Source organism: Shewanella sp. SNU WT4, assembly GCF_006494715.1.
Taxonomy (GTDB): domain Bacteria; phylum Pseudomonadota; class Gammaproteobacteria; order Enterobacterales; family Shewanellaceae; genus Shewanella.
In genome coordinates, this window is record NZ_CP041151.1 from 3,496,363 (window position 1) to 3,509,315 (window position 12,953).

The 12,953-nt window shown below is 47.7% G+C and carries 5 protein-coding genes, 2 tRNA genes, 3 rRNA genes and 1 pseudogene; 3 read left to right on the top strand and 8 right to left on the bottom strand.

Annotated elements, in window-relative coordinates; genetic code table 11:
* Window positions 1-10 precede the first annotated feature (10 nt).
* Window positions 11-646, top strand: a pseudogene (locus FJQ87_RS15855) (IS110 family transposase); the annotation flags it as partial.
* 504 nt (window positions 647-1,150) lie between these two features.
* Here the strand turns inward: FJQ87_RS15855 and FJQ87_RS15860 are convergent.
* The 5 genes from FJQ87_RS15860 to FJQ87_RS15880 form a co-directional block, all read right to left on the bottom strand.
* Window positions 1,151-1,227 (bottom strand) — tRNA-Asp (locus FJQ87_RS15860).
* Window positions 1,228-1,316: 89 nt separating this feature from the next.
* Window positions 1,317-1,432: ribosomal RNA gene (gene rrf, locus FJQ87_RS15865) — 5S ribosomal RNA — on the bottom strand.
* Window positions 1,433-1,463: 31 nt separating this feature from the next.
* Window positions 1,464-1,539: transfer RNA gene (locus FJQ87_RS15870), tRNA-Val, on the bottom strand.
* Between the two features lie 89 nt (window positions 1,540-1,628).
* Window positions 1,629-4,520: ribosomal RNA gene (locus FJQ87_RS15875) — 23S ribosomal RNA — on the bottom strand.
* A gap of 300 nt (window positions 4,521-4,820) precedes the next feature.
* Window positions 4,821-6,367: ribosomal RNA gene (locus tag FJQ87_RS15880) — 16S ribosomal RNA — on the bottom strand.
* The 16S, 23S and 5S rRNA genes sit together here with 2 tRNA genes alongside, the layout of an rRNA operon.
* 653 nt (window positions 6,368-7,020) lie before the next feature.
* Here FJQ87_RS15880 and FJQ87_RS15885 point away from each other — a divergent pair.
* Window positions 7,021-7,488, top strand: a complete 468-nt coding sequence (locus FJQ87_RS15885; RefSeq protein WP_140933443.1) for a DUF4124 domain-containing protein — start codon at window positions 7,021-7,023, stop codon at window positions 7,486-7,488.
* Window positions 7,489-7,608: 120 nt separating this feature from the next.
* On the opposite strand, the gene clpB is transcribed toward FJQ87_RS15885, so the two are convergent.
* From clpB to rluD, 3 genes are all read right to left on the bottom strand, one after another.
* Entirely contained in the window at window positions 7,609-10,182 is a 2,574-nt protein-coding gene (gene clpB / locus FJQ87_RS15890; RefSeq protein WP_140933444.1) for an ATP-dependent chaperone ClpB, read from the bottom strand.
* Between the two features lie 84 nt (window positions 10,183-10,266).
* Complete coding sequence (gene pgeF / locus FJQ87_RS15895) at window positions 10,267-10,989, bottom strand: peptidoglycan editing factor PgeF (protein WP_140933445.1); 723 nt, start codon at window positions 10,987-10,989, stop codon at window positions 10,267-10,269.
* Window position 10,990: 1 nt separating this feature from the next.
* Window positions 10,991-11,965, bottom strand: coding sequence for a 23S rRNA pseudouridine(1911/1915/1917) synthase RluD (rluD, locus tag FJQ87_RS15900; RefSeq protein WP_140933446.1), 975 nt, complete (start codon window positions 11,963-11,965; stop codon window positions 10,991-10,993).
* Between the two features lie 120 nt (window positions 11,966-12,085).
* On the opposite strand from rluD, the gene FJQ87_RS15905 reads away from it, so the two are divergent.
* Window positions 12,086-12,853, top strand: coding sequence for an outer membrane protein assembly factor BamD (locus tag FJQ87_RS15905; RefSeq protein ID WP_140933447.1), 768 nt, complete (start codon window positions 12,086-12,088; stop codon window positions 12,851-12,853).
* Window positions 12,854-12,953 lie beyond the last annotated feature (100 nt).

The following is a 12,953-nucleotide window of genomic DNA, read 5'->3' on the forward strand; positions in this document are numbered from 1 at the left end:
GATCCTTCAGAGTTACGTAAAAGAGCGTACCGCGTGCATGTCCCGTATTGGAGCTATCTTGCTTGAATTTGGTATGAGCTTCCCTAAAGGGCATAGCAAGATGAAGAGCCTATTTCAATGGCTTGCTTATAGTAAAGAATCTATTCCTCAGATGTTAATGCAGGAGTTGATTGAGCATCACGAATACTATTTACAGCTTAATGAGCGTATTGCAGGTCAAGATAACAAGCTGAAACAGCTTGTCGAGCAAAATGAAGATGCTCAACTGCTTAAATCTATCCCAGGTGTGGGAAATTTAACAGCGAGTCAGTGTTTAGCGGATATCTCCGATGTGGGTCACTTTAAAAATGGACGACAGTTAGCCGCCTGGATAGGGCTTGTCCCACATCAATACTCAACTGGCGGCAAAACCAGGCTTTTGGGGATAAGTAAGCGCGGCAACAAAGCGTTGAGGACGTTATTCATCCATGGTGCACGGTCGATTTTATCAAGGCCAGAGGTTGCAGTCGCTGTTTTTGGTGAATGGATTTTGGAGTTAAGAGCCAGAAAGCCATTTAACGTAGCGGTTGTCGCTTTGGCGAATAAGTTAGCGCGGATAGCGTGGTCAGTGTTATCGACCAAGCAAGCATTTGAAGTAAGAGTTTAAGCCGAGTTTGCAGATGATAAAAAAGATGGCAGAACGGTCAGACCACTAGATTGAAGACCTGACATAAAAAACAGCAACGCAGTATGCTTTGGGCTTTTTGAGGACAATCTAGCGCGGAACTCATCGTGGAGCGGGTGGTAGCACCTAATGAAGACTCAGAATACATTAGCGCAAACCAACCTCGTTATCGAAAATATCATTTGCAATAACGAGGCGGACCATACATTGTTTTGAGAAATAGTGTGAAGTGAACTGCTAGCCTACCAATCATTCGTTTGAGCTAAAGTGGCGCGAAGTAATGCCTCATAAAAGCTAAAATGCCACAACGAAAAAAGCCTCAGCATTGCTGCTGAGGCTTTTATTTTAATGTTGATGGGTGAATATCGCCTAGCGATGAGCTTATGAGCACGAAGCTGGGGCGAACAGGACAGCCCCGCTAAATCACAGCATCAAATTTCAGATACGAAAAAGCCCTAACATTACTGTTAGGGCTTATCAAAATGTTGGCGGAGCGGACGGGACTCGAACCCGCGACCCCCGGCGTGACAGGCCGGTATTCTAACCAACTGAACTACCGCTCCTTTAGTGATGGCTTGCGCTTCTCACTAAATTCTTTTAGCGTCGCTAACGTGTCAGCGTTAGGATACGTGCTTTTGCAAGCAAATTAGGCGCCTGGAGATGACCTACTCTCGCATGGGGAAACCCCACACTACCATCGGCGCGACTGCGTTTCACTTCTGAGTTCGGAATGGGATCAGGTGGTGCCACAGTGCTATGGTCTCCAGACAAATTTGGAATTCGGAAAGCTGTCAAAAAATGGTGGTCGCTACTGGGCTCGAACCAGTGACCCCCTCCTTGTAAGGGAGATGCTCTCCCAGCTGAGCTAAGCGACCTGGGATTTTTTGCTATTGAGTACTCAATCTTCAATCAAGTATTTTTCGATTCTTTATCAGGCTTGTTCAGTAAAACCCATCTGGGTTGTATGGTTAAGCCTCTCGGGTCATTAGTACAAGTTAGCTCAACGCCTCACAACGCTTACACACCTTGCCTATCAACGTCCTAGTCTCGGACGGCCCTTCAGAGGACTTATAGTCCTAGGGATGACTCATCTTGGGGCTCGCTTCCCGCTTAGATGCTTTCAGCGGTTATCGATTCCGAACGTAGCTACCGGGCAATGCCATTGGCATGACAACCCGAACACCAGCGGTTCGTCCACTCCGGTCCTCTCGTACTAGGAGCAGCTCCCCTCAATCATCCAACGCCCACGGCAGATAGGGACCGAACTGTCTCACGACGTTCTGAACCCAGCTCGCGTACCACTTTAAATGGCGAACAGCCATACCCTTGGGACCGACTTCAGCCCCAGGATGTGATGAGCCGACATCGAGGTGCCAAACACCGCCGTCGATATGAACTCTTGGGCGGTATCAGCCTGTTATCCCCGGAGTACCTTTTATCCGTTGAGCGATGGCCCTTCCATTCAGAACCACCGGATCACTATGACCTACTTTCGTACCTGCTCGACGTGTCTGTCTCGCAGTTAAGCTGGCTTATGCCATTGCACTAACCGTACGATGTCCGACCGTACTTAGCCAACCTTCGTGCTCCTCCGTTACTCTTTGGGAGGAGACCGCCCCAGTCAAACTACCCACCAGGCACTGTCCCTAATCCCGATAAGGGACCTAGGTTAGAACATCAAAACTACAAGGGTGGTATTTCAAGGACGACTCCACACAAACTAGCGTTCATGCTTCAAAGTCTCCCACCTATCCTACACATGTAGGTTCAATGTTCAGTGCCAAGCTATAGTAAAGGTTCACGGGGTCTTTCCGTCTAGCCGCGGGTATACGGCATCTTCACCGCAATTTCAACTTCACTGAGTCTCGGCTGGAGACAGCGTGGCCATCATTACGCCATTCGTGCAGGTCGGAACTTACCCGACAAGGAATTTCGCTACCTTAGGACCGTTATAGTTACGGCCGCCGTTTACCGGGGCTTCGATCATGAGCTTCTCCGAAGATAACCCAATTAATTAACCTTCCGGCACCGGGCAGGCGTCACACCGTATACTTCATCTTGCGATTTTGCACAGTGCTGTGTTTTTGATAAACAGTTGCAGCCACCTGGTATCTGCGACTCCCGCTAGCTTAGAGAGCAAGTCTCATCACCGGCAGGAGCGTACCTTCTCCCGAAGTTACGGTACCATTTTGCCTAGTTCCTTCAGCCGAGTTCTCTCAAGCGCCTTGGTATTCTCTACCCGACCACCTGTGTCGGTTTGGGGTACGATTCCTGCTAACCTGAAGCTTAGAAGATTTTCCTGGAAGCATGGCATCAACTACTTCAGTCCCTTAGGACCTCGTCATCAGCTCTCAGCGTAAGTATTCCCGGATTTGCCTAAGAATACCGCCTACCACCTTAAACGCGGACTACCAACGCCGCGCTAGCCTAGCCTTCTCCGTCTCTCCATCGCAGTTAGCACAAGTACGGGAATATTAACCCGTTTCCCATCGACTACGCCTTTCGGCCTCGCCTTAGGGGTCGACTCACCCTGCCCCGATTAACGTTGGACAGGAACCCTTGGTCTTCCGGCGAGGGGTTTTTCACCCCCTTTATCGTTACTCATGTCAGCATTCGCACTTCTGATACCTCCAGCGTGGGTTACCCCTTCACCTTCAACGGCTTACAGAACGCTCCTCTACCGCGCATCTCTAATGAAATGCACCCGTAGCTTCGGTGACTAGCTTAGCCCCGTTACATCTTCCGCGCAGGCCGACTCGACTAGTGAGCTATTACGCTTTCTTTAAATGATGGCTGCTTCTAAGCCAACATCCTAGCTGTCTAAGCCTTCCCACATCGTTTCCCACTTAGCTAGTACTTTGGGACCTTAGCTGACGGTCTGGGTTGTTTCCCTTTTGACAACGGACGTTAGCACCCGCTGTCTGTCTCCCGCATAGTACTCATTGGTATTCGGAGTTTGCAAAGGGTTGGTAAGTCGGGATGACCCCCTAGCCTTAACAGTGCTCTACCCCCAATGGTATTCGTGCGAGGCGCTACCTAAATAGCTTTCGAGGAGAACCAGATATCTCCCGGTTTGATTGGCCTTTCACCCCCAGCCACAAGTCATCCGCTAATTTTTCAACATTAGTCGGTTCGGTCCTCCAGTTGATGTTACTCAACCTTCAACCTGCCCATGGCTAGATCACCGGGTTTCGGGTCTACACCTAGCAACTAAACGCGCAGTTAACACTCGGTTTCCCTACGGCTCCGCTATTCGCTTAACCTCGCTACTAAATGTAAGTCGCTGACCCATTATACAAAAGGTACGCAGTCACGGTCTCAAGAACCGCTCCCACTGCTTGTACGTATACGGTTTCAGGTTCTATTTCACTCCCCTCACAGGGGTTCTTTTCGCCTTTCCCTCACGGTACTGGTTCACTATCGGTCAGTCAGGAGTATTTAGCCTTGGAGGATGGTCCCCCCATGTTCAGACAACATATCACGTGTGCCGCCTTACTCGTTTTCATCTAAGGTTAGTTTTCATGTACGGGACTATCACCCTGTACCGTTGGACTTTCCAGACCATTCCACTAACACCCCCTAGACTTAAGGGCTAATCCCCGTTCGCTCGCCGCTACTTAGGGAATCTCGGTTGATTTCTTTTCCTCTGGGTACTTAGATGTTTCAGTTCCCCAGGTTCGCCTCATACAGCTATGTATTCACTGCATGATGACCACTTATGTGGCCGGGTTTCCCCATTCGGACATCGTTAGCTCAAATGCTTGTTACTAGCTCGCCAACGCTTTTCGCAAGTTACTACGTCCTTCATCGCCTCTGACTGCCAAGGCATCCACCGTATACGCTTAGTCACTTAACCATACAACCCAAATGAGTTTCACTTGAGCGTATTGCAACTAGCTGGTTTTTACTGTCTCTTGCTTTCGCAAAAGAACGCCTTGATTTACTTCATTTCTGAAGTTAAAGAATATCCAAAACACTTGATTAAAGTATTTTGAGAACTCAATTTTGTATCACCTAATGCTTGCGCACTAAGTTCTACTATCAGCTTTCCAAATTTTTAAAGAACGACATCCCTTCAAAGGAAGGTAATGTTTTGCTCGTCAACAAGACAAGGCAATCTGTGTGAACACTCAACAGTAATTCTAAATCGCATAGGTAAGGAGGTGATCCAGCCCCAGGTTCCCCTAGGGCTACCTTGTTACGACTTCACCCCAGTCATGAACCACACCGTGGTAAACGCCCTCCCCGAAAGGTTAAGCTATCTACTTCTGGTGCAGCCCACTCCCATGGTGTGACGGGCGGTGTGTACAAGGCCCGGGAACGTATTCACCGTGGCATTCTGATCCACGATTACTAGCGATTCCGACTTCATGGAGTCGAGTTGCAGACTCCAATCCGGACTACGATCGGCTTTGTGAGATTAGCTCCACCTCGCGGCTTTGCAACCCTCTGTACCGACCATTGTAGCACGTGTGTAGCCCTACTCGTAAGGGCCATGATGACTTGACGTCGTCCCCACCTTCCTCCGGTTTATCACCGGCAGTCTCCCTAGAGTTCCCACCATTACGTGCTGGCAAATAAGGATAAGGGTTGCGCTCGTTGCGGGACTTAACCCAACATTTCACAACACGAGCTGACGACAGCCATGCAGCACCTGTCTCAGAGTTCCCGAAGGCACTAAGCTATCTCTAGCGAATTCTCTGGATGTCAAGAGTAGGTAAGGTTCTTCGCGTTGCATCGAATTAAACCACATGCTCCACCGCTTGTGCGGGCCCCCGTCAATTCATTTGAGTTTTAACCTTGCGGCCGTACTCCCCAGGCGGTCTACTTAATGCGTTAGCTTGAGAGCCCAGTGTTCAAGACACCAAACTCCGAGTAGACATCGTTTACGGCGTGGACTACCAGGGTATCTAATCCTGTTTGCTCCCCACGCTTTCGTGCATGAGCGTCAGTCTTTGTCCAGGGGGCCGCCTTCGCCACCGGTATTCCTTCAGATCTCTACGCATTTCACCGCTACACCTGAAATTCTACCCCCCTCTACAAGACTCTAGTTTGCCAGTTCAAAATGCAATTCCCAGGTTGAGCCCGGGGCTTTCACATCTCGCTTAACAAACCGCCTGCGCACGCTTTACGCCCAGTAATTCCGATTAACGCTCGGACCCTCCGTATTACCGCGGCTGCTGGCACGGAGTTAGCCGGTCCTTCTTCTGTAGGTAACGTCACAGCTAACGGGTATTAACCGTCAACCTTTCCTCCCTACTGAAAGTGCTTTACAACCCGAAGGCCTTCTTCACACACGCGGCATGGCTGCATCAGGGTTTCCCCCATTGTGCAATATTCCCCACTGCTGCCTCCCGTAGGAGTCTGGGCCGTGTCTCAGTCCCAGTGTGGCTGATCATCCTCTCAGAACAGCTAGGGATCGTCGCCTAGGTGAGCCTTTACCTCACCTACTAGCTAATCCCACCTGGGCTTATCCATCAGCGCAAGGACCCGAAGGCTCCCCTGCTTTCCCCCGTAGGGCGTATGCGGTATTAGCAGTCATTTCCAACTGTTATCCCCCACCAATGGGCAAATTCCCAGGCATTACTCACCCGTCCGCCGCTCGCCGGCAAAGTAACAAGTTACTTCCCGCTGCCGCTCGACTTGCATGTGTTAGGCCTGCCGCCAGCGTTCAATCTGAGCCATGATCAAACTCTTCAATTAAAGTTTTGTTCGGACCCGAAAGTCCTGCTCAATGAATTCTGTCGATTCGATGATAAATCATCAAATTTGCATGTTATGCGGACATCTTCGTTGAAGTCTCTTGCGAGACGTGTTAAATCGTTGTCGATTTATCAACTACTGTGAATGTCCACACAGATTTGCTTGTCTTCTACTTGTTAAAGAACGTTGCCGCTACGGGCTAGGGATGCGTATTTTACGCATAAACCTGAGTGGGTCAAGCCCTTATTTCAGGCTTGGATCCAAGCGGTTAAACTTTCGCCTAACACCCTTAATCACTCATGGTTAACTTGCTTCGCAAGTTCCATCCTGACTCAGTATCGTTGCCTTACAGCGCCGTTGTCCGTGTCAGTGGGGTGGATTATAGGGCGCTGACCCAATTGCGCAAGCGCTAATTTATTCAAACCACACCAAGCGCTCAAACATTGAGCAAAACTATTAAGTTCACGACCAAATAGAGCAATTAATGCCGCTTTTATACTTAAAAGCTGGGCATGTTTAGCGCTGCAAGCCTGAATTTAGTTATGAATAGACTAAGGTTAATTTAGGTTATGAGTCGTTAGCAGTTGGCAAGGTTGCAGAGCTTGAGTAAACTTCAACCACTATGACTGAGATATGGCCGCAAGGAACTGCATATGCCGCACTTTTTAAGTTTACCTAAGCGAGCTCTCGTTATCATTAGCTTAAGTGTATCTACTCAGGTTATGGCAAGTGAGGTCATTTACTCTTGGGTGGATGCCAATGGCCTAGTCCACTATAGTCAGCAGCCGCCCGCAAACGATATAAAATTCACTCAAGTTTATAACGATGATATTGAGCCGCAAAAATCAGGGTATGTCAGCGCACCGACAAAACAACCGACTCAATCGACAGCCGCTGAAATAGCCAGTGCCGAGGCGTTACTTATTAAGGCCAAAGATCCTGCTCAAGCAAAAATGTTGTGTGAATTGGCGCAGGAAAAACTAAAACTACTTAATAGTCAAAATCGACTGACCCGCAAAGACTCAAAATCTGGTGAACAAGTGACCTTAAGCGATCAAGAGCGTGCAACTGAAATTACCACGCAGCAACAACGTATTGATGAATTTTGCCCCAAAGCTTAAGTCATTATTGCAATCTGTTATTTTGAGTATCAGTTTTGATAAAGCTTTTAGCTCAACATAAATAAGGCGCCCACAAGGCGCCTTATTTTGTTACTGCTAACTATTCATAGTAAATTGTGCTTATTGAACGAAGTCTAACTGTTCATTTACTACTTTAACCCGAATAGGCCGCCCGGGGAGTAAATCTCCACGCAGTAAGCGCTGCGCTAATGGGTTTTCGATGGCTTGTTGCAAAGTGCGTTTTAGCGGTCTGGCGCCATACAGAGGATCAAAGCCCATAGCCGCTATATAAGATAAAGCTTCATCACTGACTTCAAGTTCAAATTCTTTATCGGCCAAACGGCGACGTAAGGATTCAATTTGAATGCTGGCAATGCGTTTGATGTTTTCTTTATCTAATGGATGGAACACGACAGTTTCATCGATGCGATTTAAAAACTCAGGGCGGAAACTTTGAGTCACAACCCCCATCACCCGCGCTTTCATCTCATGGTAACTCATGGTATCGCATGACTCTTGAATAATGTCTGAGCCTAAGTTAGAAGTCATGATCACGACAGTATTTCTAAAATCTACCGTCCGCCCTTGGCCATCCGTTAAGCGGCCATCATCGAGCACTTGCAGCAAGATATTAAACACATCAGGGTGCGCCTTTTCGACTTCATCCAGCAAAATCACTGAATAAGGCTTACGGCGAACCGCTTCAGTTAAATAGCCGCCTTCTTCATAACCTACATATCCTGGAGGCGCCCCGACTAAGCGCGATACTGAATGCTTTTCCATAAATTCTGACATATCAATACGGATTAAGGCCGATTCAGTATCAAACAAGAAACGCGCTAAGGTTTTACACAGCTCAGTTTTACCAACCCCTGTAGGACCTAAGAATAAGAAAGAGCCGATGGGCTTATCGGGATCAGCAAGACCCGCGCGGCTGCGACGTATGGCGTTCGCCACAGCATCGACGGCTTCGTTTTGACCGATAACCCGCTCGTGCAAGACATCTTCCATTTGCAGCAACTTTTCGCGCTCGCCTTCGAGCATTTTACTGACGGGAATACCTGTGGCTTTAGATAAGACTTCAGCAATTTCAACGTCAGTGACTTTATTTCTTAATAAGGTCATGTCTTGCATTTCAGCTTGCGAGGCTAAATCAAGCTGCTTTTCCAGTGCAGGAATACGGCCATACTGCAATTCTGACATATGGGTTAAGTCGCCGGCGCGTCTTGCGACTTCTAATTCCATCCGTGCTTGCTCTAAATCGGCCTTAATGTGTTGAGTACCCGCCAAGGCGGCTTTTTCTGTGTACCAGATTTCATTAAGCTCACCAGCGCGCATTTCGACGTCCACTAATTCGTGACGCAGAATATCTAAGCGCTTACGACTGGCTTCATCGCCCTCTTTGGCCAGCGCTTGCTCTTCTAGCTTAAGCTGAATAGCGCGGCGCTCAAGCCTATCGAGTTGCTCAGGCTTGGAATCAATTTGCATGCGAATGCTGGACGCCGCTTCATCGATAAGATCTATGGCTTTATCGGGTAACTTGCGATCTGAGATATAGCGATGCGACATAGTGGCTGCGGCTACGATTGCAGGATCGGTAATTTCCACATGGTGATGCAGCTCATAACGCTCTTTTAAGCCGCGTAAAATCGCTATGGTGTCAGTAACACTAGGTTCATCCACCAGCACTTTTTGGAAACGGCGCTCTAATGCCGCATCTTTTTCTATGTATTGGCGATATTCATCAAGGGTGGTCGCGCCCACGCAATGCAAATCACCGCGCGCAAGCGCAGGTTTTAGCATATTGCCCGCATCCATGGCGCCTTCACCTTTGCCGGCGCCGACCATGGTATGCAATTCATCAATAAATAAAATTACCTGCCCTTCTTCTTGGGCTAATTCATTGAGTACCGCTTTTAAGCGCTCTTCAAATTCACCGCGATACTTAGCGCCCGCTATCAAGGCGCCCATATCTAGGGATAACACGCGTTTATTCTTAATGCCTTCTGGTACTTCACCATTAATAATTCGCTGCGCTAATCCTTCAACAATCGCAGTTTTACCCACGCCCGGCTCACCTATGAGCACTGGATTATTTTTACTGCGGCGCTGCAACACTTGAATCGTGCGGCGGATTTCATCATCGCGGCCAATCACAGGGTCTAGTTTGCCTTGCTCGGCGCGCTCGGTTAGATCGACGGTAAATTTTTTCAGGGCTTGGCGCTGATCTTCAGCATTTGGGTCATCAATATTTTGGCCACCGCGCATCGTTGAGATAGTGCTCTCCATTAACTCTTTAGTCGCTCCCGCCTGAATAAGGCATTGAGCTAAGGTATCTTTGCCCTCAAGCGCAGCTAAAATGAATAGCTCACTCGAGATGTACTTATCTTGACGCTTTTGAGCGAGCTTATCGCATAAATTAAGCAAACGAATTAATGCTTGAGATAACTGAACATCGCCACCTGAACCATCTACTTGCGGCAAACGTGCTAATTCTTGAGTTAACAAGGAGCGAAGATTACTGACGCGAATGCCAGCTTGGGTGAGTAGCGGATGAATGGATCCTGAATCTTGATTCAGCAAGGCCATCATTAAGTGAATTGGCTCAATAAATTGGTTATCTCTACCCAGTGCAAGTGACTGAGCATCGGAAATAGCCAGCTGGAATTTGTTGGTCATACGGTCTAATCGCATAATACCTCCTCAGCGAACTAACAAATATAAGAATACATTTGCCTACTAAGATGGAGATTAATAGCGAAATTTCAAGCTATACCATCAATCTTTAAGCCAAATTAATGATGCTTGACGCCCGGTAACACCATCACGGCGATAGGAAAAATAATCTGCAGCTAAGGCAAAAGTACACTGATGACTATGGTAAAACTGTGTGACACCAAGGCGCGCTAAGCGATTTTGCGCCAGCAAAGTTAAATCAGCTAAAAATTTACCATTGGCATTTGGCTTAAAAGCACCAGCATCTTCAGTATGACGACTGACAAAAGCGGCTTTTACTTCGGCGCCGACTTCAAAGGCTTGTGGGCCGATACAAGGGCCAAAATAGGCTCTAAGCTCATGGGCTTCTGCCATAAATCTGGCAACGCCTACCTCTAAAATACCATCACATAAACCGCGCCAGCCTGCATGTAAAGCCGCAACTTCAGTGCCAGCATTATCACATAACAATACAGGTAAGCAGTCAGCTGTCATTACGCAGCACACCAGACCTTGTTCGCGCGAATAGCTGCCATCGGCAATATTATCGCCCGCTAACGGCAATTCAAGCACGGCAGTGCCATGTACTTGAGTTAACCAAGCTGGAGGTGATGATAAGCCCAAGTCTTTATGTAAGCGCAGACGATTGGCAACCACATGGATAGGGTTATCCCCCACATGATCGCCAAGATTGAAACTATTCCAAGGTGCCAAGCTATGGCCGTTACTCCGTTGAGTTAACGCCATACCGACATTTGCAGGTAACAACCAATGACTTGGCAGCATCTTAGATATATTCCATTGGGTGAGCTTCAGTGTCAGCTCGCAGCGCTTTAGTCAGTTGCACCATGTCATCAGGAATAGGCGCTTGCCAGCTCATTAAGAACCCTGTGATCGGGTGGTATAGCTCTAAGCGCACAGCATGCAGCGCTTGACGCTTAAAGCCACGCAATACTTCCATAAACTCAGGGCTTGCCGCTTTTGGTGGACGAGGACGACCACCATACACAGGGTCACCCACCAGCACATGGCCGATATGCGCCATATGAACACGGATTTGGTGAGTACGACCCGTTTCTAAGCGCAAACGTAAACGAGTATGGGCTCTGAATTTTTCTGACACGCGATAATGGGTGACCGATGGACGACCATTATGGATAACGGCCATGTGGGTACGCTTAGTGGCGTGACGCGCAATCGGCTCATCCACAGTGCCGCCAGCTGTCATAGTGCCTGTAACAATGGCTTCATATTCACGAGTGATTTCACGCTCTTGCAGCGCTGCCACTAAGTGAGTCTGAGCTTCCACTGTTTTAGCTACAACCATTAAACCTGTGGTGTCTTTATCAAGACGATGAACAATACCAGCGCGTGGCACTAATTCAATGTCAGGACAATGATGCAGCAAGGCATTCATTAACGTGCCGTTGTGATTGCCAGCGCCTGGGTGAACCACTAAGCCTGCAGGCTTATTGATCACCATAATATCGTCATCTTCATAGACGATATCTAAATCCATGGCCTGCGCTTCAGCAACCACTTCTTCTTCAAGAGTCGCTTCAACCTCAATAATTTGAGATTCAAGCACTTTTTCTCTAGGCTTGGTCACTGCAATACCATCGACATAGACAGCACCGGATACAATCCATTCCTTGATACGGGTGCGCGAATAGTCTGGAAATAATTCAGCGACTGCTTGATCTAATCTCAGTCCAGTTTGGCTTGCTGAGATCTCGCTTTTTAGATTAATCTGTTGAGTCATAGGAACCGTACCCCGCTTTTGGGGTCCAAAAGTGTGTGCTATCTGATACTATCGAGTTTTCTATTTTATCCCGAAATGGAAAAATTCTTAACAACAACTTATAAAAGAATTGAATTCAGCATGTATAAATTTGCCAAGCGCACTGCCATTCTTGTGCTCACATTGAGCCTTGGAGCCTGTAGCAGTACAGATCAGCAGGATGATCTAATCAACCAACAATCTCCAGAAGCCCTTTATAATCAGGCTCGTACATCAATGGAGCTAGGTAATTTTGCCAAGGCAGTACGTTCTTTAGAAGGCTTGGATACTCGCTATCCTTTCGGCCCTCACAAGACTCAAGTACAGCTAGATTTAATTTATGCTTACTACAAGCTAAACGATCCAGCCTCGGGAATTGCCAATATTGACCGTTTTTTACGCTTAAATCCAACTCATCCTGACATTGACTACGTTTATTATATGCGCGGCTTAGTCAATATGCAGTCAGATAGCTACCTGTTTCATGACATGTTGGACATAGACAGAACCGATCGTGATCCAAAAGCGGCCATGGCGGCATTTAAGGATTTTGAGCGCTTACTTAAGGCTTACCCTAATAGTAAATATGCCCCAGATGCTCAAAAACGCATGCAGTTTTTGAAAAATCGTTTAGCCCAATATTCAATTCGTGTGGCTCAGTATTACATCAAGATGAATGCTTGGAGCGCTGCGGCAATTCGCGCCCAATATGTGCTGGAAACTTTCCCAGGCACGCCATCGGTTGAGCAAGCTCTCGAAGTTATGATTGAAGCTTACGGTGAACTTGGGCAAAACAAATTAAAGCAGCATGCTGAACAAGTATTAGCGGCTAATTACCCTGAAAATGAGTTAGTAAAACAAGCGAACTAAGCTGTTTCGCTAAATACGCTAAGCATTTTCGCAAAGTATTCGCGACTCATTACGCCAATAATAACCAACTCATAGGCAATTAATAATGCCATGAGTTGGT